The sequence below is a fragment of the Desulfoluna sp. CLI2B genome, assembly GCF_056847375.1.
In genome coordinates, this window is sequence record NZ_CP186557.1 from 1,284,416 (window position 1) to 1,309,611 (window position 25,196).

The following is a 25,196-nucleotide window of genomic DNA, read 5'->3' on the forward strand; positions in this document are numbered from 1 at the left end:
CTGCGGGGAGATGCCAAGCTGATGAACCTGCTCCGTGATGCCATTTCCGGCTCGGAAAACGGTGACGGGTGGGCAAACCTTTCCAAGGTCGGTTCCCATATCAGCAACCATGCCTCCTTTGACCCAGGTACTGGTCATGGCGCACGGTTGAGTGACCTGATGGAGGCCATCGGGCTTTTTGACCTGAGGCGGGACAAGAAGAAGTCCTTTGAGGTAAGGGACAATCGGAAAAAATAGAGGGGCCTGAGCCCCTTGAATAAAGGGTAGGTATTGAAAGGTGTTGCGACGATATGGAGATCTTTTTTATAACCGTTGGATTCTTGATGGTTTCCTTTGTTTTTTCGGTTCTTTTTATGGTGGGCTTTGGGAGGCTCCTCAAGATAAAGGACTTGACGATTAAAAGAGGCCTTGTCGCTTCTGTTGTCGCGCTGCTTATCGGATTGGGTTGCCAGGCTCTTCTATACGGGCTGCAACGATTTGAGCTTAATCAGGTGGCCGTGGAAGTGCTGATGCCTATCCTGAGTTGGTGCGCCGGTTTATGGGCCCTGAAAAGGATTCTGGGCACATCCTACAAAAAGGTGGTTGCGCTGCAGGTAATGACTCTCGTGTCGAGTCTGATACTTGCCCTCCCAATCAGAACGTATGCTGTCAAGGCGTACACCATCCCTTCCGCGTCGATGGTGCCGACTCTTTTGCCGGGGGATCATATTTTGGTGAATCAGATGGCCTACAGGTTTTCTGAGCCGGAAAGGGGGGATGTGATTGTGTGTGAATATCCCGAGAATCCCAAGAAAAATTTCCTAGAACGAATCGTTTCCATGGGTGGCGACGAGGTTGAGATCAGGAATAAAAAATTGTTTTTGAACGGGCAGGAGGTTTGGGAGGCCTACGCGATTCATATTGACAGCCGCATGTTTAGTCGTGAGGTGACTTTAAGGGATAACTTTGGTCCCATGCGTGTCCCAGAAGGATCCTGCTTTGTTATGGGTGACAATCGGGACAATAGCCATGACAGCCGGTTTTGGGGGGTGCTTTCACTAGAAGCTCTTCGCGGCAAGGTTGTCGGGGTATACTGGTCCGTCGGCCGCAAACGGAACGTTCGGTGGGACAGGATTGGGAATATTCGCTAAAGACGTTATATTACAAATCACAAACCTCAGTCCGGTACGTTAAAGATTCAAAAAAAGCCCGGTGGCGTTATGCCGCACCGGGCTTTTTTGCGTTTAACAGGTCTGAAGGCCGAAGCCTTTTTGCCTACAACAGGTTGTTGGCTTTGAGCCAGGCTGAGGCGGTTTCGGTGACGCTCTGGTGATCCACGTCGACTTTCGCGTTCAGGGTCTGCATCTGGTCGGCGGTGAGTTTATCCGTCAGGGGGGCCAGGAGGGTTTCGATTTCGGGGTACTTGGCGAGTACGTCCTTGCGAACCACCGGGGCCGGGTTGTAGACGGGGAAGAAGTGCATGTCGTCGTCCAGGTTGACGAGGTTGAAGGCGGCGATGCGGCCGTCCGTGGAGTAACCCATGGCCACGTCCACCTGCTTGTTTTTAAGGGCCAGGTAGGTGATGCCCACGTCCATTTTCTTGATTCGGGAGCCGGAGATCCTGAATCCGTAGACCTTCATCATTTTTTTGATGCCGTCCGGGCGCTCCCAGAACTCGGTGCCCACGGCCAGGGTGTAGGCTTTGGAATCTTTTTTGTAGCGGGCCCCTAAGTCGGAGATGGTCTTGATGTTGGCCGCTTCAGCCTCGTCGGCCCGCATCATGAGGGTGTAGGTGTTGTTGAAGGACGTTTTCTTAAGCCAGATCAACCCTTTCTCCGCGTCCTTTGTCTTGCAGTAGTCATAGGACTTCTGGGAGTTGTTGATCACCTCGGGGTCGGTGCCCTTGTGGTAGACGGTGTAGGCGGTGCCCGTGTACTCGAAGTAGAGATCGGTGAGGCCGTTTTCCAGGGACTGGCGGGCAATGGAGGAGCCCACCCCGTTTTTGACGGTGACCTGGAATCCTTTGCTCTCAAGGATCTGCTTGGCAAGCTCTGTGAGCAGGTACTGCTCGGTGTAGTTTTTTCCGCCGAGGACGATCTCCTTTGCGGCCATGGCCTGGGTGGTGAAGGCCAGGGCGAGGCAGGCGGCAAGGGCAAGCCTTAAAAATGCGCGTTTGGCTGTCTGCATGGGTGTCTCCTGTGTTGGGTGTTTAACTGTTTTGAAGCCTGAGCCCCTTGGGGACCACCAGGAGTCCCAGCATCTCGCAGGCGTAATCGCCCACAAGGGCCAGCAGGGTGGTTGGGATGGCTCCGGCCAAAAGTTTGACGGGCATCATCATGTCGATGCCGGTGAAGATAAGGTCTCCCAGGCCCCCCGCTCCCACCAGAAAGCCCAGGGGGGCGCTTCCCACGTTGATGACCAGGGCGATTCGAAAGCCCGTGAGGATCACCGTGGCAGCGTTGGGGAGTTCCACCTGCATAAGAATCTGGAAGGGGGTGAGCCCGATGCCCCGGGCCGCGTCGGTGATGCCCGAGGGCACGGCCCCATCCTGGGCCAGGGTGTTCCTGGCAATGGGCAGGATGGAGTAGATGGTGAGGGCGAAAATCGCCGGCTTGGTGCCGATGCCGAGAAAGCTCAGGGAGATGGCGATGACGGCCAGGGACGGAATGGTCTGCCCCAGGCTCAGGACGTACATCACCGCGGGGGTGTGCTTTTTCATGCGGTCCCGCGTGAGCAGGATGCCTGCGCCCAGCCCGATGATGGTGGCCATGAGCATGCTGCTGCCCACAAGCACCAGGTGCTGGCGAACCAGCTCCATGACATATTCCATTTCAAAGGGGTCGGAGAGGTACTCCATGAGCCCGATCTGCTGGGCCTTGACCCCGCAGAAAAAGAGGATGCCGAAAAGTGTGAAACGATAGAGTTTTGTTGCCAAAGTCATGACTTCTTATGCCTCGATTTTAAGGCCCTTGGATGTAAGCCGGCGTTCGATGAGGGCCATGCCGGAATCCACCAGGATGGCAAGGATGGAGACGCCCAGGGCTCCTGTGATGATCATCTCTTCATAGGACCGGGAGATGCCCTGCTGGATAAAGACCCCCAGGCCTCCGGCCCCGATGTAGGCGGCGATGGCGGCGATGCCGATGTTCATGACGGCGGCGGTGCGCAGGCCGGCCAGGATCACGGGGACAGCCAGGGGGATCTCCACCTCTTTGAGGAGCTGCCACCGGGTCAGGCCCATGCCTTTTCCGGCGTCCACAAGGCTTGAATCCACGTTTTTGATGGCCGTGTACGTGTTCCGGATGATGGGCAGTTCGCTGTAGAGGACCAGGGCCACCACCGCAGGGACCTTGCCGAGGCCCAGGCCGTATGGGGCGAGGATGGGCAGCATGATGCCGAACAGGGCGATGGAGGGCACGGTCATCAGGATGTTGGCCACGTCGATCACTTTTTTGGCCAGGGCATCGTTTTTGGTGATGGCGATGCCCGTGGGGATGCCGGTGACCATGGCGATGCACAGGGAGAGGAACACCAGGTAGAGGTGCTCCAGCCCCAGGGTCAGGGTCTGGTCCAGGTTTTGTTGGATAAAGTCTATGATGCTCACAAAAGCCCCCTACTTGTTGCTGTCGTCTTCATAGAATTCCATGATCTTGTCCTGGATGTTCTGGTAGGTGATGGTCCCTTTGAAGTGGCCGTTGTCGTCCACCACGCAGTAAAAGTCCATGGTGTCCATGAGCATGGAGGAGAGGACTTCCCGAAGGGGCTCGTCGTCTTCTACAAAGATCTGGAAAGGTTCGGCTGCGTCGGTCACCGGTCCGGTTTCGAACTTCAGGAGCTTGGGCGTCACGTAGCCCACGGGCTTGCCGTTTTCCACCACGATTCCCACCTTCCGGTTTTTCTCCATGAGGCGGTCCAGGGCTTCCGGGCTCTTCATCTCTGCCGGGATGACGTTTTTCGGCGAGGAGTTCATGGCTTCCCGGGCGCGGATCAGCCCCAGGACCTTCAGGGCGCGGTCCGCCCCCACAAAATCCGAGACGAATTTGTTCCGAGGCTGGGTGAGGATCATCTCCGGGGTGTCGAACTGTACCAGCTGGCCGGCCCGGAAGATGGCGATGCGGTCTGCCATTTTGATGGCTTCGTGGATGTCGTGGGAGACAAAGACGATGGTCTTTTTCAGGCGGGCCTGGAGCCGCATGAATTCGTCCTGGATCTGATCGCGGTTGATGGGGTCGATGGCCCCGAAGGGTTCGTCCATCAAGAGGATGTCCGGGTCTGCGGCCAGGGCGCGGGCCACGCCCACGCGCTGCTGCTGACCGCCGGAGAGTTCGGCGGGGTATCTGTCGCTGTAGGTCTCCGGGTCGAGCTTGACTATTTTTAAAAGGTGGGCCACCCGGTCGTCGATTTTCGCCTTGTCCCACTTGAGAACCCGGGGGATCATGGCGATGTTTTCATAGATGGTCTTGTTGGGGAACAGGCCGATCTGCTGGATCACGTAGCCCATGCTGCGCCTGAGCTGAACGGGGTTGAGTTCGCGGATGCTGCGGCCGTCCACCAGGATGTCCCCGCCGGAGATCTCTTCCAGCTTGTTGGTCATGCGAAGCAGGGTGGTCTTGCCACACCCGGAGGGGCCAAGAAAGACAACGACTTCTCCCGGTTTGATCTGCAGACTGATGTCTCGAACGGCCGGGACGGCATCCTGGCCGTTTCCGTATACTTTTCTTACATTTCTGTATTCAATCATCTGGTTCCTGCGGCGTAAAACAAATCGTGCTGATTCGCCTATGCGACGTCTCTTTTGAGGGAATGGTTTCCGAAATTTATTTACAACTCAATGGATCATGGAAGCCCTTCATACCATATAAAATCCATTGAACACAATAGGATAAATTTCATTCTGTGGGTGTGTATGTCGAAAAAGTGGAATGATTTTGGGTATTTTTCTGGTTGACGGGTGTTCGATATATGTATTTAGTTCGAAGCTTTTTTATGATTGCACAGGGAACACATGGCGTAAAAAGGTTTGGGTTCAATGTATGGTTCGCACTTGGTAGGGTGAGCATGGCGTTTTGGGCAAGGCCCGTGGGGTTGCAGGGCCGGATCATTCATCTTCGGGTGCGGTTTTATTTAGCCCGGATATTTCATGGGAAAGCGATTGGATCAAAGCCAAAAAAAACAGCCTTCTGTGGTCAAGGTCTGACCAAAACCCATGCCCCCGGCAGGTCCGCCGGAGGCATGGGCTGAATTGGTGCCTTTTTTGGGAAGCTTGTGCTGACGCTGTCAGCGGGTGTTCTTCATTTTTTCCTGCTCCTCCCTGTAGATTTCAACCATGCGATCAATGGAATCGTACTGGCGGCTGAGGAGATCTTCGGTGATCGTGCGAATCCCCCATTTTTTAAAGTCTATCTGGAGGCCGTTGCCGCCGGGGGCCTCTGTGCCGCATAGTTCCGAATACAGTCTGCCCACGGCGTGGAGGGTGCGATGGATGTCCTTGATGGCGTCGCAGAGTTCTGAGATTTCGGATCGTGAGAACATGACAGTTGAAGTCTGGGTTGTGAATGAGGGCATGGGAGCTCCTTGTTTGATGCATTGTGCGTAATGGGCTGTGCGGCTGCGCACGGGGCTCTCACCGGGGAAACGTGCGTATTCGTTGAGAGCGGGCTCCCGATGGGGGTCGGCGCATGGCAGCCCGTGATAGACGGGCTTTTCCTGCGGAACCGAGCCGCCGGAACGCTCCAAAAAAAGTGCGCACCACGGGTGTGTTGCCTGTTGGCATTGAAACGGGGGGGGCGGCAATGCACTTTTGCCGATGGTCGTGCTGATGCCGAGGGTGTCATGTTGTCTGGCCTGGATATGCATGGGAAAACAATCAGGCCAGGGCGCTGCATCTGGGTATTCAGGAAAATTTAGAGGGTTCAGCCATGCAACATGCAATGCGCCGCTTTTTTGCTCTTTTTTTGCCTTAGGGCGAGCTGGGTGGTTGCTGAAAGAAATCTAAATTTTGCTAAGAAACATGACTACCGTTAGAAAAAATACTCAGCCCCGTTCTCATGCGGGAAACGAGAAAAACGCCCCTTGGGTGAGGCCATGTCGAGAGACAGCAGAAGAGTAGCCCGTGCGTGGGCTTTCGGAGAATGTGAATGGGTATCCCGTTGGGGCGCCGTGCCGCCCGTTATTCTGAAACGCCGGTGTTTTCTGGCCATTTGTAACGACAGTAAAGCAGGTTGAGAGGGTGCGGGGTTCCACGGGTGGAGGATAAATCGACTTGAAATGGATGTGGGTGTGGGGTAAAAAATCGTTTAGCCATGACGACCTCCGGTAAAGGTTGTACTGGTTAGGCCTGACAGGGTGTTTGCCGACATCCTGTCGGGTCGACTTCATGCATCTAATAACTAGTTATTACACCCCACCATAATTTCATCGATTCGCCATGTCAATAGTTTTTATCTGATAAATCCGGTGGTTAATTGTTTGGTTTTTGTTAAGGTGGGGGTGGTTGGCCCGACCGTCCCGGTCATTCTTTTGGGTACCGGGTGACAGACCGCCCGTTGCGGCCATGGGGGTGCACCGGGGCAGGGGAAGCTGGCATGGCATTGTGATGAGGAAACAGCAACTCCCGGGAGCGGTTGGTTGTGGCGCCAGGGGTGTGCGGAGTTTTTATAACATTGCTTGTTTGTGTTTTGAGAGGCACGAAAAGAAATGTTGTCTTTTATGTCTCTGTTTTTAAGGCTAAAAAAAGTTTTTAAATACTCTTTCTATTGCCAGTGTAAATAAAAATGCCAGGTCTGCGATTGAATCGTCTGGACATCAAAAAAGAAGTGTGAGATAGTCTGCTTATCGATTTACTGCTTCGCACATCCAGCAGGCTTTACGATGTGTGTTTTGCTTGCCTTTGTATGGCAAGGGACGGTGCTCGTTCTCACGCTCGGCTCGACCTGCGTTTTATTCTCCTTCGGCTCACGTTCCTTTAACCCGTCCCTTGCCCGCATGCCCCAGATAGATCCGTATCGCTGCGTTTACGCCCTCCTGTATATCCTTCATCCATATATTTCTATTACGCTCACTGCGGATCTTCACCGTTTGTCTACATGTTACAAGGGGTGGAGGCCAATGGGGGAACCTTTCGTTTTTGATATTTTACTGTTTTTGGTTTATCGTAAGGCCTTTGAGTTTGGTGACCGTGGGTTGAACTTGCAGCGAGGATAGGGGTGGATAGCTCCGCTATGCAGATGGATATGACTTTGAAAATTGATTGGCGCTATGGATCTCTTTTTGCCGGTATGTTTCTGGTGGAATTGGTGATTGCTCTGTTTGTCCGGGATGCGTTTATCCGGCCCTTTGTGGGGGATGCCCTGGTCGTGGTTCTTCTCTATCTTTTTTTCCGGTCTTTTCTGGTGTGTGACAAGGCAAAACTGGTGACAGGGGTACTGATTTTTGCCTGGGCCGTGGAGATGGGTCAGTACTTTGATCTGGTTGGCATTCTCGGGCTTCAGGAGAACAGGGTGGCCCGGGTTGTCATCGGATCGACATTCGATGTGATGGATTTGCTGGCCTACACGGTGGGGGCAGGTTTGTTGATGGCTCCCGACGTGCTGGCGTTGGTGCGGAAAAAGGGGAAGCCTTCCCGTTGAGTTAAAAACAGTCGACGAGCCAATGGCTTCGACTGTTTAACGCCTGGCTGTTCATTCTTTCAAAAAAAAACGCCCCCGGCAGGGTTGCCGGGGGCGTTTTTTTTTGTGTTTTGTTTTTTTGCGCAGTCCCCTGCCCGAATCCTGCCACAGAAAAACGGCGTGTCCGTGGCAGGGTAACTAAACATGGGAGGCTATTTTTTCTTGGGCAGCCCGAGCATGAAGACTTCGAGTAATTGTTTGGTTTCAGGTCTGAGGTTTTCAATTCCCTTGTACGGAATGTCATAAACAGGCGGCCTGTCCGGGTACTTCATTTTGAACGCCATATGGCGTTTGACCATGCCGGCGAACTGTCCCCCTGCCCATGGGCCGTATTTGATGGCGTCGATGGGTCGTTTTTCCCGGGGATCCCGGTAAAGGTCGAAGATGGGAGCGGCAATGGGGTTATCACCCGGGGCGGGGAGGTGCATCTTGTATTTGTTTTTGACAATGGATTTCAGTGTAGGGCCCTCATAGATGTGGACATAGTCCCGGCGCCCGTGGCCTTCTCCCAAAAGCAGGATCCCGCTCTGGTCCACCCCGTCGATGATCCTGTCCCTCGGAATCCCGTCCATGGCATTGCCCAGGCGGGCAAGGGTTGTGAACAGGTCGCTGACGTGGAAGATGTCCTCGGCAAAGCTTCCGGCTTCGATCACACCTTTCCACTTGACCCAGGCATTGACGCGTACGCCTCCTTCCAGGTGGTCGGTTTTGCCGCCGCGATAGATGCGGTCGCTCTGGCCGGTTGGCCCTTCATATTGGAGGAAGGGACCGTTGTCACCCATGACGATGATGACGGTGTTTTCTGCAATGCCCAGGGTGTCCACTTCCTGGATGATATCGCCAATCCATTCATCCACCTCCACAAGGATGTCCGCCATGGTCCCGCCGTTGAGGGTGTTGTACTCACTCCTGAATTCCTGAACAAAGGAGAGGGGGAAGAGCGGCCAGTAATTGAGGAAGAAAGGTTTCTTCTGCCCGGCAAGGGTGCGCAGTTGAGACAATGCGTGTTTTTGGTACCGCTCGTTCATTTCGCGGTATTTTTTCTGGGTCCACTCCTCACCGGCTTTCAAATCCACTTCGTAGAGCTTTCCGTCGCGCAGTTCCACCCCTGTCACCATGTGCGCGGGATTCGGGACAAACAGCTTGTCCAGGGTAAAGGTCTGCTTTTGCCGACTTGGGTCCACACCGCGGATAATGTCGGCCGTCTCCATGTCCCGCCCCATAATGGCCAGCTGTCCTTGCTGATGGATGGGGAATTCCGCGTGCATGAAGCCCTGGTTGCTGGCGTACGCCTGCTCAATGTCACCCAGGTGCCATTTGCCCACATGGGAGGTAAAATACCCCGCGTCTTTAAGGATTTCGGCAATGGTGATCTCTTCGGCGTTCAACCCGTCCCCTGCAAGGGTGGCCTTGGCCTCGGTGGTTCCTGTCCGTGAAGGGTAGCGACCGGTCATCATGGCCACGCGAGTCGGCGTACAGGACGGTTCCGTGTACATTCTCTGGAGGCTCATCCCTTCCTTTGCCAGCTTTGACATATGGGGTGTCTTGTAACCGCGAATGACACTCAGCTCATCCATGCCGATTTCCCCGAATCCGACATCATCAAGCAGGATGTAAATGAAATTGGGAGGCTTGCCCCCGCTTTTTTTACGGAGATCCGCGAGTTTTTTATCAATGGCCTTGTCGTCTTCAGCCCACTGCTTGCCGTTTTGGGCTTCCAAAATGGCGTACTCCGCATCGTGGATGATCTTTTTGCCCTTGGACCCGGCAGAAACCATGCTGGCGGATAAGCATGACACAAGGAGGATAATCGTCACGATCAAGAATCTGTTCATGGCCTTTCTCCCGATTGAGTGGATGCGTTACGGTTGATGATTCATTTCAGACACTGGGGACTGACCCATGGGGACGCTCAGATGGAGCCCCATGGTTATGGCTGTTTTGCGCTTTTTTGGAGGGTGTTTCGGCATGCGCAGGGAGTTCTGCGCTTAACGAAGCGGGGGTGTCATGGGCGGGTTGTGGGGATGGCTCAAAGGGCGGTTCCGGTGAGTGTGCCATGGGCTTCGTTTTTATTGTGCAATGACATGCCAACGACCTGTAATTAAACAGATACAGGCTACCATATCGCGTTGGAAATCAAAACCCATTTTCCGGATGGTACCTGAATGGCAGCGTTGACTCCCATGGTGCCGGTGACCTGCGGACTTCCTGCGCAGGTGTTCCTGTTCACGGCTCTTTTTCTCTTCTATATTTTTCGGTTTTCTGTGCGCCTCTTCTTTTGTGAAATGATTCCTCGTTTGCAGGTTGGACAGTGTGGGGTTCGCTCTCCTGAGCCGCAAAGGGCCTGTCCCTTGAAACGTGATACAGATCTGGCTGTACGGGGTGGTGTGAGACAGGTGGCAGGCGGCATCCCATTGCCCGGGCAGCATTGCTTAATTTTGATTTTGAGAAACAATTTTTCGTTTTTTCAATTGTATTGAGGTTGGCTGTGGGTGCTTTTGCCTGGGCACCAGCCATGGGTTTTCACGGGTTGGCATGAATGTTGTAAAAAGCAGAACCATCGTCAATGCGGCGGGGATACGGGCTTCCAATCGCCCGAGGGAGGGACGCCTTCCTGATCCGTCGCGATGTTGATCATTGGGGGGACGGGGAATTGAGTGAAGGTGACTTTTATCCCGTTCGACACTTAATTGTTTACCGAATTTCACAATGGCTTTGGGAATTTTTTATGCATGGCGTTTGACGAAAGGATTGTCGGGCGAAGGATCGGCTCCTGTTGATACGGGCATGGCAAGTGGCCGGCCCTGATTTCATGTGGATGAACAGAATATATACGCTGAACGCAGTGACCCGTGTACCGGAAAGCCCCCTTTGGGTTTTCATGCAAAAGCAGGGTTGCTGATAAATATGTTGCGAAGGATATGTTGATACGATGGCTATGGTAAAGAAAATGACACTACGAACCAAACTCACCCTTGGATTTGCGACCATTTTAACCCTGCTGGCATTTACGTCCCTTTTGGGGATCTCAAAACTGAGAACCTCTTCCCAGGGGTTTGCCAGCTATCGCGACATGGCTCGCGATACAAACCTGTCCGGGCGTGTTCAGGCCAATATGCTGATGACCCGGATGAGCGTCAAAGAGTACCTTATCAGCGGAAGCGAATCCGATCGGGAAGAGTTTCAGGCGTACTACACCAAAATGTATGCCTTTCTTGAAAAAGCGGGAAAGGATATCGAACATCCCGAGCGCGCCGCCAAAATTGCCCAGATAAAAAAAGACGTGGAACGATACCACCAGGCATTCGGCGAGGTTGTGTCGCTCACCGAAGCGTTTAACCGTCTGGAGAAGGAGTCTTTGAACGTCTATGGCCCCAAGGTGGAGGCGCTCCTTGCCGAGGCCATGGATGCCGCGGAAGGAAACAACGCCGCGAGTGCCGTCTACCATGCCGGAAACGCCATGAAGCACATGCTGGCTGCCCGGGTTTACGAAGGGCGCTTTTTCACCACCCATTCTGACGACGATGCCCGGCAGGTGGCCGCGGAGTTTGTATCCATGCAGGATGACCTGGATGCCCTGGACCGCTCCACCTCGGACAGCGCTCAAAAAACAGCGGTGGCCTCCATCCGGGAAAACCTTGGGCTCTATATGGAAGGCCACGCCAGGGCTCAGGCCATACAGGAGAAAAGAGATGCCGTTGCTACAGGGGTGCTGGGTCGAATCGGTCCTGCCGTGGCATCCACCATTGAGGAGATCAAGCTGGACATCAAAGGTGTTCAGGACGAGATCGGTCCCAGGCTTCAGGCATCCAACCGCAGAGGCCAGACATTTATTGCGGTGCTGAGTCTTGCGGCGTTGCTGGCCGGGATTTCTGTGGTGATATTTCTGACCCGAAGCGTTCTGTCCCAGCTGGGCTGCGACCCTGCCCAGATCGCCGAGGTGGCCCACAGCATTGCCAATGGGGATTTGTCGGTGGCATTTGACCGGAATGGGAAGGACGAAATCCAAGGGGTGTACAAGGACATGGAAACCATGGCAGCCAGTCTGCGGGAGTTGTTCACCGATATCAACTCCGGGGTTCATACCCTCACCGCATCTGCCTCGGAGTTGACCGATATCTCGGGGCAGATGGTCTCCGGCTCCGCCCAGACCTCGGATCGGTCCAATACGGTGGCAGCCGCCGCAGAAGAGATGAACGTGAACATGACATCTGTTTCCGCGGCAACGGAGCAGGCGGCCTCCAACATCAACATGGTGGCAGCGGCCCTTGAGGAGATGACCTCCACAATTAATGAAATCGCCTTGAACACCTCAACGGCAAGGAACATCAACGACGAGGCGGTGGTTCTTTCCAAACAGGCCTCAGAAAAGATCGATACCCTGGGCAAGTCTGCAAACGAAATCAGCAAGGTGACGGAAACCATCAACGAAATTTCCCAGCAGACAAACCTCCTGGCGCTAAACGCCACCATCGAAGCGGCGAGGGCCGGTGAGGCGGGAAAAGGGTTCGCCGTGGTTGCCGGAGAGATCAAAAGCCTGGCCGTGGAAACCTCCAGTGCGACCCTGGAAATCAAAGGCCAGGTTGATGGCATCCAAGGCGCCACCGCCGATGCCATTCACGAAATTCAGGGGATTTCCGATATCATTGACCGACTCAATGAACTGGTGACAACCATTGCTTCGGCCATTGAAGAGCAGTCCGTCACAAGCAAAGAGATTGCCGACAACATTTCCCAGGCCTCCATGGGGACCGAGGAGATCAAGGAGAGTATCTCCCAGAGTGCTGCGGTGTCCGGGGAAATCGCCCATGACATCAGCGAGGTGGACCAGGCGGCAAGGGAGATGCTGAACTCCAGCACCCTGGTGGGAGGCAATGTCGATGCCTTGAAAGGCCTTGCGGATCACCTTGAAGGTAAGGTGTCGGCAGTCCGGTTTTGATCCATGGGCGGGGGAGGCCCTGAGCCAAAGGCGCCTCACCCGTTTATCCGCTACTCCGGTGCTTTGCTTATGTCGACGATTTCAATGATCGTTCCGTGCATGTGAATACCGGCCATGTCTTCTTTTTTTCGCGCCGTCAGCCTGACCCTGAGCCCGTCTTTCCGAAAGACCTCGGGCAGGTTGACGGGATCGTATGTCTTGCCGTCGTCCCCTTCTATGGCGAAAAAACCGCCTTCGATCTCCTTGTAAACCACCAGCCCCTTCACCTCAAAGACATGACCGGGTGCCTGGTCGGGGGCCGTCACTCCGGTCTCCTGTGCCTCGTTATGGGATGGCTCCTGGGGTTCCGGTTTGCCTGTACATCCGCAGAGCAGGGCCGAGAATAAAAAAATCATGATAAGACGAGTGAGATGGGGCATGGGTGTCCTCCATGGCGTGGGTTGCAAGGAGAGATCATGGTGCTTGTGCGGAGCTGCGCTTGAAGCGCGTGTTGCAGGTTATGATACAACAGGCCGAGGCGCTGTTGTCAATAAGCGAACGGAAAGGGGGGGGCTGCCAGTGATGTCATCCAGTGAGGGGCTGACGGAATGACGGGTTTATCTCTGGCCTTCGTGATGGGCTTTGGGTTGATTTTCTTGACAAAACAATTGGTTGATATCATGATGATGTAAAAGATCGGTACCGGTTTATCGGTGCCGCTTTTCCGCGTTTTCTTCGGTCCGTTTTTTCCGCACCGGAACCACACCCCTTTTCAGGCCGCGATGTAAGGATCAAGATTTTCCGTCAGATCCGCCGGGCCTGTGTCTTCTACTTTGCAGAGCCTTTCAGACCAAGCACGCCGGCATACGTGCAACAAAGCCCTGTAACCACATGGTGCCAAATGGCGGGGTATCCATATCTTTCAGGCTCTTTCCATATTTTTTAATAGCAGAAGGAGAACGGGACATGAATATGGCTCAGATTTTTTTGCTCGTGGCCGCAGCAGGCCTGACCCCCATCGCCTTGACTTACGGGGTTGCCCCTTCGGCCAGTTTGAGGTTTCTGTTCGACATACCGGTTGAAAGCGTCAACCTGACGCACATATTCCGTGCTGTTATGTGTCTTTACTTCGGGTTTGTCGTGTTCTGGGTCATGGGGGCTCGCAACAAAGCCCTTACCCGTCCCGCCCTTTACACCCTGGTGGTGTTCATGGCCGGACTGGCCCTGGGCAGGGCCCTGAGCCTGATCGTAGACGGTATGCCCCACTGGCTCCTTTTTCTCTACATGGTCCTTGAATTGCTCTTTGCGGCCGCTGGGGTGATGATGCTGCAAAAACTCGACGCGATGGAGGCCGCCCATGAACATTAGGCACCTGGCTTTTCTTATGATGCTGGTTCTGGGCTTCGGCGGGCATGGGCTTGCTGAAACAAAACCGCCCAATATCCTTGTGATCTGGGGGGACGATGTGGGGCAGACCAACATCAGCGCTTACAGCCATGGGATCATGGGGTACCGTACACCCAACATCGACCGCATCGCCAGTGAAGGGGCCCTGTTTACGGATTACTATGCCCAACAATCCTGTACCGCGGGCAGGGCGGCGTTCATTCTCGGGCAGAGCCCTTTTCGAACCGGCCTTCTCTCCATTGGCCTGCCCGGCTCAACCCATGGCATTCCCGACTGGGCCCCGACCATTGCCGACCTGTTAAAGGAAAAGGGGTATGCAACGGGCCAGTTCGGTAAGAATCACCTGGGGGATCAGGACGTCCATCTTCCCACCAATCACGGGTTTGATGAATTTTTCGGCAACCTGTATCACCTGAACGCCGAAGAGGAGCCGGAAACCTACTATTATCCCAAGGAGAAGGAGTTTCACGAGAAATTCGGGCCGCGGGGGGTGATCAAGTCCTCGGCCGACGGCAAGATCGAAGATACGGGGCCGTTGACGCGAAAGCGCATGGAAACCGTGGATGAAGAGCTTCTCGCCGGGTCCCTCGATTTTATCGAGCGCTCCCACAAGGCGGGAAAACCCTTTTTCGTGTGGCATAACGCCACGAGGATGCACGTGTGGACCCGCCTCCAGGAAAAATACAGGGGCATCACCGGGGTTGGTGTCTTTGCCGACGGCATGACCGAGCACGACACCCACATCGGCACCTTGCTCGACAAGATTGATGAACTCGGCATAGCGGACAACACCATCGCTATCTACTCCACGGACAACGGAGCCCAGAAGGTGGCCTGGCCTGATGGAGCCACCAATCCGTTTAACGGGGAGAAGGGCACCACAAACGAGGGGGGCTTCCGTGCTCCCATTGTGTGCCGCTGGCCCGGCGTTATCAAGCCGGGGGCAAAGATCAACGCCCTCATGTCCCATGAGGACTGGATGCCCACCCTGCTGGCCGCCGCCGGAGAGCCGGACATTGTCGCCAAGCTGAAAAAAGGCCACAAGGCCAACGGGAAAAAGTGGAAGATTCATCCGGACGGGTACAATTTCCTTCCCTACTTATCAGGGGAAGCCGAGAAGCCGCCCCGGGAATCGTTTTTGTATTTCTCCTCCTCGGGGGAACTCAATGCTGTCCGCTGGCGGGACTGGAAGCTGAACTTTTCCCTGGAGACGGGTAATCAGTTCAGCGCGTGGCGGAGAACGTCGGCACTGCCGGAGATTGTGAACCTGAAGGCCGATCCCTATGAAACCGCCCCCAAGGAGGCCGGCATGTATATTCGATGGATGGCGGACAACATGTGGCTCATTGCCCCAAGCGGCGGTGTGGTGGCGGCGTTTCGGGACTCCTTGTCCAAGTATCCGTTTCAAAAAGGCATCACGAACAATCCCTCAAAGCTTACTTACGACAACCTCGACCTGCCCAGCACAAAATGATGCAGACACCGGGCGGTCAGGAGCCCGGAGCAGCAAGACCCTTTTTTGCGCATCATGCAATTTTTGGTTGACACGTCCGACGGATTTCTTTAGAACCTGTTCTCGTTTGGTGCGCCCAGGTAGCTCAGTCGGTAGAGCAGGGGACTGAAAATCCCCGTGTCGGTGGTTCGATTCCGCCCCTGGGCACCACCCGACAACCCCTTTCAAGGTTACGGGGGTGTAGTTCAGTTTGGTTAGAACGCCAGCCTGTCACGCTGGAGGCCGCGAGTTCGAGTCTCGTCACTCCCGCCACAACCTTGAAGGAAGAAAAATATTGCGTCCCCATCGTCTAGCCTGGTCCAGGACACCGGCCTTTCACGCCGGCGACAGGGGTTCAAATCCCCTTGGGGACGCCATTTTTCTTCTTCTCTCCATTCCTTCCCCAGACGTTCACTGAACGTTTTCTTTTTTTCTCCCTTTTTGTGCTGAAATTCCCGTTTTGTACCGGTGTTTAAGATTCTCCTTTGCTTCGTCTCCTGTTTTACCTGTCGCCTTACCCTTAATACGTATCTTCTTCCAGGCTCTCCAGGGCGTCCTGTGCTTTGCGGGACAGGTCCTTTAAGGCGATCTCCGGGATGGGCAGGTAAGCAAGGGTCTCTTTTACGTGGTCGGGCGGTTCGTCGGATGCTGTTGAAAGGCTCTTTGCCATGTGGTCTGCGAGGCTGAGGACGTAGGCCAGGCGATTGCCCCCGGAGTCTGCCGGGGTGTGATGGTATTGGATGGCTGTGGCCATGGTTTCCGGGAGATTCCATCTCCTGCAGAGCTCTCCCCCGATGTCGGCATGGGTAAATTCCAGGATTTTTTCTTCCGTGGCGGTTATGGATGCACGGGTGAGGAGAGTGTATCTGCTGAACAACTGTTGCCTGTCCTGTATATAGGTATCCAGAATGATTTTTCCCGCGTCGTGCATCAATCCGGCCAGAAAGGCGTCGTCACCGTTTTTGGCCTGGAGGGTCTCTTCGATGAGTCGTGCGCAGATGGCCACGGCAAGGGAGTGCTTCCAGAGTTCACCCGAGTCCAGGCCGTACCCTTCAAGGGTGCCGGCGTTCTGAATCTTCCACCAGGGTGATGATCTGGAGCAGGGTGTCGGTTCCCAGCACGGTGGCCGCCATCTGGATGGAAGAGACCTTGCCGCTCATGCCGTAGTAGGCCGAGTTGGCGATTTTCAAAACACGCCCGGCCAGGGCGGGATCCGTGCCGAGCAGGTGTTCGAGCTCCTTGAAGTTTTTCTGCCCGGAAAGCAGCGTACGCGCTTTGAGAAGGATGTGGGGCATGGGGTAGAGTTTTTTGAGATTGCCCACCACCTCCTGCCGAAGCGCCTCCCCTGACGGGTGGGCCTGAAGGGTTTCTTCGGAGAGGACCTGGGGTTCAATGGCGATGGCGTTTCCGCAGGCGGTGCACATCAATTGAATGCGGCAGATCTGGTAAACAAGATCGTCACTGATCCGGTAGGCTTTTGAGCAATGGGCGCAGGTAATGTTCATGTCTCTTCCTGTGGGCGATCCAGGGGGCTTTTTTCATCCCAGGGTTGGGTTTACGGGCAGGGCATGGGCTCTGTTTTCTTCTTTCTCGAATAATCGAATCAGATATACACCTGCATGGGCCGGATGTCATGCACAAAACGTGCGGTACATCCGGCCCTTGGCCGGTAAGAGGGCGTTCAAGGGCTTGGTGGCATATGTTTGAATGTCATTGAAGAGTTGTTGATAGCCTGGTATGCCTTTCCCTTTCCGGAGCGAGTTGCCATCGCCGCCTCTGTTGGTGTACGGTTTTCCTTTGGCCTTATTATCCGGATGGTTTGAGCCCCTTTTGTCGCGCTCTATGCTGCTTATACGCCCGCAGATACCGGGCTGGTGTGGTGCCGGGGGCATGCATGATGATGGGGAAGATGAAGTGATGAACATAAGACGTTTTATTGTACTGCTTACCGCTGCCGTTGTTGTCTCTGGATGTGTTTCAGCGCGTTATCCCGCCAAAAACCCTGCCGTCGATTATGAGAGTAATATCAGAAAACCCTTTTCCTCTCACCGGGTTCCGGGAGAACCTCGGTTTCACCTCAAGGTTGATCGGGGTGTTCTTTCCGGGGTGGTGGACGAATTGCTCGTGACGTCTTCCGGAAAGGAGATCATCACCTGTTCCGGGGACAAGACCATACGGGTCTTTGACTCGGCCACCGGCCGGGAGAGGCGAAAGTTTCTTTGGAATATCACCGATGACTCCGGAACGTGCGACAGCATGGCGGTCTGCCGCGATGAGTCTTTGCTCGTGGCGGGGGTGGACAAAAACTTGCTTTTCTACGACTTCGGATCCGGTGCATTGCAGGCGGAGGTCCCTGTGGGCGCTCGTGTGGGGGCCATGGACATCAGCCCCGACAATGCCTACCTTGCCACGGCCCGGAAAGGGCGGATCACTCTCTGGGACATGGGGTCACGCACTCCGGTGCGGACCATCCCAACAGAGGGACGGGTTGTTGTGGAGCTGAAGCTCCTCAAACTGGGGGGCCGGTATGTGGTCTTTGATGTGAGCCTGGATGAGTCTATCCATGTCAGTGATCCTGATACTCTCAAGGGCAAGGCCGGGGGCACTCTGGAGAGCCATGAGGTGTCGGTGACAGGGGGCGATTCAGATATTTACGGCACCGATTTCAGGTATTCCTTTGAAATGTGCGACATCGCCTGTAACCCCAATAACCGGGAGCTGGCTGTGTCCAGCCGGGCAAACAACGTGGTCTGGATTTTCAGCCTGGATCCCCGCCGTCCCGCCGATGAGATGCTGGTCTTTAAACAGGTGATCCGCACCCGAACCGTGAACATCGCGCAGCTCTGTTATTCCCCGGACGGGCGATTTCTGGCTGTGGAGAGCTGGGACGATGAGATGTGTGCCGAGGTGTACGAAACCGATTCGTACCGGCGCGTGGCCGCCTTGGATCTCCACAGGACGCAGCCCCTGTGGCCCATGGCCTTCATCGACTCCGGAACCCTTACAGGCATCGGCCACGACGACGGGGTATTCCATCGATGGGCTTTTACAATGCCCGGAACCAAAGGGCTTTCAATGGTGGGCTCCGACATTCCCATCGCGCCCAAACGCAGCGTCTCCTTCAACGGCAATTACCTGGCCTGGGGAACCCGTTGCTGCAAATACGACGGGGGCTTTTCCGGTGACGGATTTGACGAAAACTGCCTGGATTTGGAAAACGCCCTGGACTTGAACACCCTTAAGCTTACGGGTCGGGTGAACCCATCGGACTTTCCCCGGGTCAGCGTCACCAACGATCGCTATCGCCTGGAACTGGGCCCCACCAACAGCTTTAACCCGGACCTCATCTACCGGCTCAACGACAAGGCGTCCGGCCGGACCGTGCTGTACGTGGACATTCCACCGGAAGACGGCTGGGTGCCCCACGCGTTCGGGCTCACCGAAGATCTCATCGTCAGCGGCAACCGCTCGGGTAAACTGGTGGCCTATGATTTTGAGGGAGGAGAGGGGATGAATTTGTGGGGCACACCTCCACGGTGCGTTCCGTCTCCATTTCAGGCTCCACCCTGGTGACCTCCGACCTATCCGGGGAGATTCTTCTGTGGAACATTCCTTCGGCGGGGGAACGCAATCCTTCAGGGCTTACAACCGTGCATCCCCTCTTCACCTTTGTGGTGGACGAGGCCGGACGTTACCTGGTCATCGCGGACGATGGGTATTTTGCCGGTTCCTATGCTCTGCTTCCCAAGGTGTGGCTCCACGTCAACGGAGAGAAGGGGAGCGGTGGAGTTCGCTGGCTCGGGCTGAATCAGGTGTACGATCTGTTTTACCGCCCGGACATCGTGCGGGGCCGGTTGCAGCGGCTCGAGGCCATGGCCGACCTGGCTCCGGTGCGGATCCATGAGGTCATCCACTGCCCCCCGCCCGAGATTACCCGGCTGGCCGTTGAAGAAACCACCCCCGGAACCCTGGCTGTGCGCTATACGGTGAAGGATACGGGGGGCGGTATCGGGGCGATACGGTTTTACATCAACGGCAAGCTGTTCCATGTGGAAAGCCACGGAGACCCGGGGCAAGGCCTTCGGAAAGATGCCCTGGCCCCGGTGTTTGCAACCAACGAGGTGCCCCGGCGCCTCCGGGGGTTGAAACGAGTGGCCGGGCAGTCCCCACGAAGGGCAGGGGCGCATGTCTCTTCTCGGGCGGGCGCCGAAGTGACCGGCACCCTCTCCGTCAAAGCCACGGCAGGGGAGAACTCCATCCGGGCGGTGGCCTTCAATGGGAAAAATACGGTGCAGGGGGTGATGACGGAAAAGGTTGCCCGCTCCACGGCTTCGCCCAAAAAGCCGAAGGTCTACGCCCTGGTGGTGGGGATCGATACGTATCGCAACAAGGCCCTGAACCTTGCCAACGCGGTGAACGACGCCGAGGAGGTGAAAGGGCTCGTGGAAGAGCATCTTTCTCGTGTCTACGGGGGCATTGAGGTGATGGGGCTTTTCAACGGGGACGCCACCCGGGTGAAGATCCTTCATGCCCTGGAGACGGTTAAAGCCGCAGCCGAGCCCGAGGATGTGTTTTTGCTGTTCGTGGCCTCCCACGGAGAGGTCGCCGATGAGTTTTATATCATCACACACACCTACGCAGGTGAAAACGGGGGATTTGACCCTGGAAGCTGGCTCCCGTCATCCACTCTGATCTCAGCCCTGGAAGAGATTCCGGCCCAGAAGCAGCTCGTGGTGTTCGACACCTGCCACTCCGGGGCCTTAAACGACATCATGACGGGCTTTTATGATGCGAGGATCTCCTCGTTTACCCACAAGGCGGGGGTCACCATGTTCTCCTCCACCCAGGCCGCCCAGCAGTCCGTGGACAACTACAGAGGAAGCGGCCTGCTGGTGCATCTTCTGAACCGGGCCTTTGAGGCAGAGCCCGACACCGACAACAGCAAGCGAGTGAGCGTGTATGAGATCGGGGATGAGCTGCACCGCCAGTTTCACGCCATCGACGACTCCGTGAAGACCATCCAGCAACCCAGTGTCAGCAAATTCGGCATCGATTTCGATGTGGACAGGCTGTGATGCTTGTCAATAGGTGTCCTCTTCCATGGTCTCCACCGTCGTCAGGGCCTCGGTGATGATGGCTTCCACCTCGGTTTCGGTGATGTTCAAAATGGAGAGGGACGCCTTGGGCAGTGTCGGTGTTTTGGTGGCTGTGCCCAGGGCCCGGTCGGCCATGCGGTTGGCCAGATGGATCACGTGGGCGAGCCGGTTGTTTTCGGAATCCCCCGGAAGATGGTGGTCCCGGATGGCCGTGGCCATGTGGTCGGGCAGGTTCCATTTGCGGCACAGCTCGTAGCCGATCTCCCCATGGGTGAACCCGAGGATTTTTTGCTCAACGGCAGAAAGGGGCTCGCGGGTCAGGGAGGCATAGCGGGTGAAGAGGTCTTTTCTCTCCAACACATACGAATCGAGGATGATTTTGCCGGAATCGTGCATGAGCCCTGCAAAGAAGGCCTCTTCTTCGTCGCTGCCGGGCTGTTTTTTTTCGATGAGCCCGGAGCAGACGGCCACGGCAAGGGAGTGGCGCCACAGTTGTCCCGACCCCAACCCGTACCCGTCAAGGGACCGTCCAAGGGCCTTGGCGTTGCCCACCATGAGGAGGATCTGCATGAGGGTGCCGCTGCCCAGGAGGGTTGCCGCCATGTGCAGGGAAGAGACGTTGCCGCTCATGCCGTAGTAGGCGGAATTGGCCACCTTGAGGACCCGGCTGGCCAGGGCGGGGTCGGTGTTGAGGAGGCTCCCGAGTTCGTCGAAGTTTCCGTTGCCGGCAAGGAGTTTGCGCGCCTTCAAGAGGATGTGTGGCATGGGGTACAGTTTTTTGAGGTTGGCCACCACCTCAAGCTTGAGCTCCTCTCCGCATGCAAAGGGGGCCAGGGCCTCTTTTTCCAGAAGGAAGTCCGCGATGGGGATCACCTGCCCGCACTGGGTGCATTTGGCGGTTTTGTTGTGTACCTTGTATACGATGTCGTCATTTATCCGGTATGCTTTGTTGCAGCCCGGGCATTGAATCTTCATACGCCTGGTTCCTGAAAAATATGCTGAATTAATAAAAACCTTTAAATATAGATATTCATGCACCAATTCAAGCTTTTTCAGTAAATAAAGAAAGAAATGAATGTTTTCAATAGGTCCACTGGTTAACCAGTGGAAGGTGTGTCCGTGGGGAAATGGCTCAAGGGGCCTTGTCCCGGATATTTCAGGAATGTTTGGCGTGGTCGTTTTCTCATGAAATATCCGGGTTTGGGTGGGATGTGGCCGGATCCCTGGACCTTATTGCTTTTGGGAGAACGCTATGGCGACGGTGAAAGATCATTACGACGGGGTGCTGGCAGGTGTCTATTCGTGGATGTTCGGAGGCTTTGACTCAGGGGTGAAGCGAAACACGGATTTTTTCAATACCCGCGGCATATGCCCCGTGCGGTCGGGTGTTGCCCTGGACCTGGGGGCGGGGTGCGGGTTTCAGGCCATTCCCCTGGCCCGGCTGGGATTCAAGGTGACGGCCATTGACTTGAGCGGCCCCCTTTTACGGGAGCTTGAAGACCATGCCGGGGCATTGCCCGTCAAGACGGTGGAAGGGGACCTCACATGCTTTGACGATCATGTGGGGGAGAACGTGGAGCTGGTGGTGTGCATGACGGACACCGTGCTCCATCTGCCTTCCAAAGAGGCGGTGACGGACCTCTTCGGGAAGGTGGCGGCGGCCCTGGATGATGCCGGGACCCTGATCCTGACCTTTCGGGACCTCTCCGGCGAGCTGACCGGGGTGAACCGTTTTATCCCGGTGAAAAGTGACGAGGATACCATTTTGACCTGTTTTCTGGAGTACGGGCCCGAGACGGTAACCGTGCACGACCTTGTCCACACCAACGGGCAGGGGGGCTGGACCCTGAAGGCAAGTTGCTACGAGAAACTTCGCCTGTCGGGGGCATGGGTGAAAGCACAGCTTGAAGGGGCGGGCTTTGGTTCGGTGGATGTCACCGAAGAGGGCGGGGTCGTTACCGTGGTTGCAAGAAAATAAGTTGTTATCCGGAGGTCTCCGGCGTCCAAGGGCTCGGCCACGAAATAAGATACGATTGGCCGCTAATCAGCTTATGCCACATGAAAAGAGGCGGGGTAAGCGCCTCTTTATGTTGGGTGTGACGCGTCGCCCAGGGCGTAGGATGTGAGGTAGGGTGCGCTTGCGCACCATCGAAAAATCATAACGGTCATGAAACCTCATATACGGGTCACCTTCACGAAGCATATACATCTCAAAAGATGTTGGGTTCCCGAACAAACGGTGCGCAAGCACACCCTACGAGATGCCACATGTCACACATCACGCGAATGCCCTGAGAGCGATTGCATAATGACTGCCCCCGACTGGCCGTTTGAGGCCGTGCAGTTAAATCGACAATGGACAAGCAGCGACAGCGTATCCTGTGACGTCGAAGCTTGTAAGCCTGCCCGCAGAAACCATCAACGCTCATGTCGGGCAAAGCGCAAGGGCAATATGCTTTCGAGGTGGCTCACCTCGCCGCCGGAGGCACGCTTTTTGAATTGGCCTTACCCCAGGTCCAGGCTCTGCTGGACCCCCGCCCTTGCTTTTTTTTCTCCGTTACCCGTATAGGCTCGGACGATCTCGATGATCTCGGCCCCGTAGGTTTTCACCCGCTTGGCGCCCATGCCCTGGATGGTGCGCAGTTTGGTGAGGGTGTCCGGGTGCTCGGTGGAGATGGTGACCAGGGAGTTTAAGGTGGCCACGCGGGACGGGTTGATATCGTCTTGTCTGGCCCGCTCTTTTCGCCATTCCCGGAGCTGGTTCAGGAGCCGGGGGTGCTCGCTGGAGAGGCTTTTGACCTTGGCCTTGGCCCGGGCGGTGATGCTTTGCTTCTTGAAGAAGGCCCGGGTCCTTACGGAGAGGTAGGTCTCCACCCGGAATCCCTCCCTGCAGCCTTTCAGACAGATCTCCTTGACAATAAGTTCTTCCCTTACAGCCACCAGGGACTCGCCGATGAGGGTTTTTACGGACTGGTTGTCGGTGTCGAAGCTGGCTTCGTCAAGGCGCTCGGCAACGGCGTGGCGGGTCTGTTCGGAGAAGTAGGCGCAGCCCTTTCGGATACGGTCCTGGATTACCTCGTTCTCCTCCAGGTCCAGATCGTCTTCCATCAAGGAGGCCACCTGCCTGGAAAAGGCCCCTGCGATGCGGATGAACTCGGGCAGGGTGGTGGAGAGGATCTCGGTGAGGATATCGAGGAGGGAGCCCTGGACCGCTTTTCTGTGGTGGTGGAGGGTGGTGTGGCAGTGGCTGATTTTTTCTTGAAGGGCCTGGTAGCCGAAGAGCTCGTCCAAAAGGGCGAACTGGCAGGTGCGCCGGGCCTCGGACAGGTCCTGTTTTGTGGGCGGGTGCTCTTCAATATCCCGGGTAAATCGGTTCACCGACGCATCGCAGATAATGCCCGACGGGGATATCTTGCTGCTCAGGACAATTCCCTCCAGGGTCTTGCACCGGCTTAAGGCCACGTAGGTCTGGCCGTGGGCAAAGGAGGCCCCGGCGTCGATGACGGCCTTGTCAAAGGTGAGTCCCTGGCTCTTGTGGATGGTGATGGCCCAGGCCAGGCGCAGGGGGTACTGGGAGAAACGTCCCACCACCTCTTCGTCGATCTCCTTGGTTTCCTCGTTGAGGGTGTAGGTGATGTTTTCCCAGGTCTCCCGGTTCACCGTGATGGGGGAAGGTTCCCCCTCACACTGCACCTGGATCTCCTCCTCGTCGATCTCGGTGACGGTACCGATCTTGCCGTTGTAATAGGCCTTTTTTGTTGAACTGTCGTTTTTCACGAACATCACCTGGGCCCCTTCCTTGAGCTGCAGGAGCTCATCGGCGGGGTAGGCGTATTCCGGGAAGGTGCCGCTCACCTCGGCGTCAAAGGCAACGGTGGGGGCGTCCATGGCGACGAGTTTGTCATCGTTGATGCGGTCGGCGCTGGCGTTGTGGGTGGTGAGGGTGATGTACCCCTCCTTGCTGCCCGGCAGGGACGAGGGCTTGTACCGGGTGTTGAGCTTGGCCTGGGAGTCCTCGGACAGGCGGTTTTCCCGGATCTCGTTCAAGATCTTGATAAAAGCCGCGTTGCTCTGCCGGTAGACGTGGGTCAGCTCCAGGCCCAGGACCGAGGCCTCCTGAAAGGCCCGGCTGCTGAAAAAATAGCCTGTTTCGTAGTACGGGGAGAGAAGCTCCCAGTCGTCGGGCTTGATGATGGGGGCCAGCTGGTGGAGGTCCCCGATCATGAGGAGCTGCACCCCGCCGAAGGGCTTTGTGCGGTCCCGGTAGCGCCTCAGCACCTGGTCGATGCCGTCCAGAAGGTCGGCGCGCACCATGCTGATCTCATCGATGACCAGAAGGTCCAGGGACTGGATGATGTGGATCTTCTTCTTGCTGAACCGGCGGTTCTGGATGGTGGTGTCCGGGGGCAGGGGCCCGAAGGGCATCTGGAAAAAGGAGTGGATGGTGGTGCCGCCTGCGTTGATGGCCGCCACCCCGGTGGGAGCCACCACCACCATGCGCTTGGGGATTGCATCCTTTACCCGGTGGAGAAAGGTTGTTTTGCCGGTGCCTGCTTTGCCGGTGAGGAAAAGATTGCGCTGGGTGCCTTGGACAAAGTCAAAGGCCAGTTCCAGTTCGTGATTGTGATGCATTGCCA

At 56.0% G+C, this 25,196-nt stretch carries 21 protein-coding genes and 3 tRNA genes; 13 read left to right on the plus strand and 11 right to left on the minus strand.

What is annotated here, in order from left to right; genetic code table 11:
• Positions 1-21: 21 nt before the first annotated feature.
• Both ACOYW2_RS06300 and lepB read left to right on the plus strand, forming a co-directional pair.
• A complete protein-coding gene (locus tag ACOYW2_RS06300; protein WP_482423677.1) occupies positions 22-237 on the plus strand; it encodes an OST-HTH/LOTUS domain-containing protein in 216 nt (71 codons plus the stop codon).
• A 53-nt stretch (positions 238-290) separates the two neighbouring features.
• Positions 291-1,130 (plus strand): signal peptidase I, encoded by an 840-nt coding sequence (gene lepB / locus ACOYW2_RS06305; RefSeq protein WP_482769803.1) that lies wholly within the window; start codon positions 291-293, stop codon positions 1,128-1,130.
• Between the two features lie 124 nt (positions 1,131-1,254).
• On the opposite strand, the gene ACOYW2_RS06310 is transcribed toward lepB, so the two are convergent.
• The 5 genes from ACOYW2_RS06310 to ACOYW2_RS06330 form a co-directional block, all read right to left on the minus strand.
• The gene (locus ACOYW2_RS06310; RefSeq protein ID WP_482416984.1) at positions 1,255-2,166 is read right to left on the minus strand and encodes a glycine betaine ABC transporter substrate-binding protein; all 912 of its coding nucleotides are present in this window, start codon (positions 2,164-2,166) and stop codon (positions 1,255-1,257) included.
• Between the two features lie 22 nt (positions 2,167-2,188).
• Positions 2,189-2,920: an ABC transporter permease gene (locus ACOYW2_RS06315; protein ID WP_482769804.1), complete on the minus strand. Its 732-nt coding sequence runs from the start codon at positions 2,918-2,920 to the stop codon at positions 2,189-2,191.
• A 6-nt stretch (positions 2,921-2,926) separates the two neighbouring features.
• Positions 2,927-3,583 (minus strand): ABC transporter permease, encoded by a 657-nt coding sequence (locus ACOYW2_RS06320; RefSeq protein WP_180144146.1) that lies wholly within the window; start codon positions 3,581-3,583, stop codon positions 2,927-2,929.
• Positions 3,584-3,592: 9 nt separating this feature from the next.
• The gene (locus ACOYW2_RS06325) at positions 3,593-4,720 is read right to left on the minus strand and encodes an ABC transporter ATP-binding protein (protein WP_482416982.1); all 1,128 of its coding nucleotides are present in this window, start codon (positions 4,718-4,720) and stop codon (positions 3,593-3,595) included.
• 536 nt (positions 4,721-5,256) lie between these two features.
• Complete coding sequence (locus ACOYW2_RS06330) at positions 5,257-5,544, minus strand: hypothetical protein (protein ID WP_482769805.1); 288 nt, start codon at positions 5,542-5,544, stop codon at positions 5,257-5,259.
• A gap of 1,673 nt (positions 5,545-7,217) precedes the next feature.
• Between ACOYW2_RS06330 and ACOYW2_RS06335 the strand changes: the two genes are divergently transcribed.
• A complete protein-coding gene (locus ACOYW2_RS06335; protein WP_482769806.1) occupies positions 7,218-7,607 on the plus strand; it encodes a ribosomal maturation YjgA family protein in 390 nt (129 codons plus the stop codon).
• A 191-nt stretch (positions 7,608-7,798) separates the two neighbouring features.
• Here ACOYW2_RS06335 and ACOYW2_RS06340 read toward each other — a convergent pair whose 3' ends face one another.
• Entirely contained in the window at positions 7,799-9,481 is a 1,683-nt protein-coding gene (locus tag ACOYW2_RS06340) for a sulfatase-like hydrolase/transferase (protein WP_482769807.1), read from the minus strand.
• A gap of 330 nt (positions 9,482-9,811) precedes the next feature.
• On the opposite strand from ACOYW2_RS06340, the gene ACOYW2_RS06345 reads away from it, so the two are divergent.
• Entirely contained in the window at positions 9,812-10,126 is a 315-nt protein-coding gene (locus ACOYW2_RS06345) for a hypothetical protein (RefSeq protein ID WP_482769808.1), read from the plus strand.
• Between the two features lie 470 nt (positions 10,127-10,596).
• A complete protein-coding gene (locus tag ACOYW2_RS06350) occupies positions 10,597-12,585 on the plus strand; it encodes a HAMP domain-containing methyl-accepting chemotaxis protein (protein WP_482769809.1) in 1,989 nt (662 codons plus the stop codon).
• A gap of 50 nt (positions 12,586-12,635) precedes the next feature.
• Here ACOYW2_RS06350 and ACOYW2_RS06355 read toward each other — a convergent pair whose 3' ends face one another.
• Positions 12,636-12,890: a hypothetical protein gene (locus ACOYW2_RS06355; RefSeq protein WP_482769810.1), complete on the minus strand. Its 255-nt coding sequence runs from the start codon at positions 12,888-12,890 to the stop codon at positions 12,636-12,638.
• A 640-nt stretch (positions 12,891-13,530) separates the two neighbouring features.
• Here ACOYW2_RS06355 and ACOYW2_RS06360 point away from each other — a divergent pair.
• From ACOYW2_RS06360 to ACOYW2_RS06380, 5 genes are all read left to right on the plus strand, one after another.
• Complete coding sequence (locus ACOYW2_RS06360) at positions 13,531-13,932, plus strand: DUF4345 domain-containing protein (RefSeq protein ID WP_482769811.1); 402 nt, start codon at positions 13,531-13,533, stop codon at positions 13,930-13,932.
• The gene (locus ACOYW2_RS06365) at positions 13,922-15,445 is read left to right on the plus strand and encodes an arylsulfatase (RefSeq protein WP_482769812.1); all 1,524 of its coding nucleotides are present in this window, start codon (positions 13,922-13,924) and stop codon (positions 15,443-15,445) included. Before ACOYW2_RS06360 ends, ACOYW2_RS06365 begins: the two co-directional genes overlap by 11 nt.
• Positions 15,446-15,558: 113 nt before the next feature.
• Positions 15,559-15,634, plus strand: a tRNA-Phe gene (locus ACOYW2_RS06370).
• A gap of 24 nt (positions 15,635-15,658) precedes the next feature.
• Positions 15,659-15,736 (plus strand) — tRNA-Asp (locus ACOYW2_RS06375).
• 26 nt (positions 15,737-15,762) lie between these two features.
• Positions 15,763-15,840: transfer RNA gene (locus ACOYW2_RS06380), tRNA-Glu, on the plus strand.
• A 143-nt stretch (positions 15,841-15,983) separates the two neighbouring features.
• On the opposite strand, the gene ACOYW2_RS06385 is transcribed toward ACOYW2_RS06380, so the two are convergent.
• Both ACOYW2_RS06385 and ACOYW2_RS06390 read right to left on the minus strand, forming a co-directional pair.
• The gene (locus ACOYW2_RS06385) at positions 15,984-16,538 is read right to left on the minus strand and encodes an HDOD domain-containing protein (protein WP_482770988.1); all 555 of its coding nucleotides are present in this window, start codon (positions 16,536-16,538) and stop codon (positions 15,984-15,986) included.
• A complete protein-coding gene (locus ACOYW2_RS06390) occupies positions 16,516-16,968 on the minus strand; it encodes an HDOD domain-containing protein (RefSeq protein ID WP_482769813.1) in 453 nt (150 codons plus the stop codon). Before ACOYW2_RS06390 ends, ACOYW2_RS06385 begins: the two co-directional genes overlap by 23 nt.
• Before the next feature lie 619 nt (positions 16,969-17,587).
• Here ACOYW2_RS06390 and ACOYW2_RS06395 point away from each other — a divergent pair.
• Both ACOYW2_RS06395 and ACOYW2_RS06400 read left to right on the plus strand, forming a co-directional pair.
• A complete protein-coding gene (locus ACOYW2_RS06395) occupies positions 17,588-19,036 on the plus strand; it encodes a WD40 repeat domain-containing protein (protein ID WP_482769814.1) in 1,449 nt (482 codons plus the stop codon).
• Positions 18,982-20,538 carry a caspase family protein gene (locus ACOYW2_RS06400; RefSeq protein WP_482769815.1) on the plus strand — a complete coding sequence of 519 codons (1,557 nt, stop codon included), beginning with the start codon at positions 18,982-18,984 and terminating at the stop codon, positions 20,536-20,538. Before ACOYW2_RS06395 ends, ACOYW2_RS06400 begins: the two co-directional genes overlap by 55 nt.
• 6 nt (positions 20,539-20,544) lie before the next feature.
• Here ACOYW2_RS06400 and ACOYW2_RS06405 read toward each other — a convergent pair whose 3' ends face one another.
• On the minus strand, positions 20,545-21,534 hold the full coding sequence (locus ACOYW2_RS06405) for an HDOD domain-containing protein (protein ID WP_482769816.1): 990 nt from the start codon (positions 21,532-21,534) through the stop codon (positions 20,545-20,547).
• Between the two features lie 277 nt (positions 21,535-21,811).
• Between ACOYW2_RS06405 and ACOYW2_RS06410 the strand changes: the two genes are divergently transcribed.
• Entirely contained in the window at positions 21,812-22,537 is a 726-nt protein-coding gene (locus ACOYW2_RS06410; RefSeq protein WP_482769817.1) for a class I SAM-dependent methyltransferase, read from the plus strand.
• A gap of 527 nt (positions 22,538-23,064) precedes the next feature.
• On the opposite strand, the gene ACOYW2_RS06415 is transcribed toward ACOYW2_RS06410, so the two are convergent.
• Positions 23,065-25,191 carry an HRDC domain-containing protein gene (locus ACOYW2_RS06415; protein WP_482769818.1) on the minus strand — a complete coding sequence of 709 codons (2,127 nt, stop codon included), beginning with the start codon at positions 25,189-25,191 and terminating at the stop codon, positions 23,065-23,067.
• Positions 25,192-25,196 lie beyond the last annotated feature (5 nt).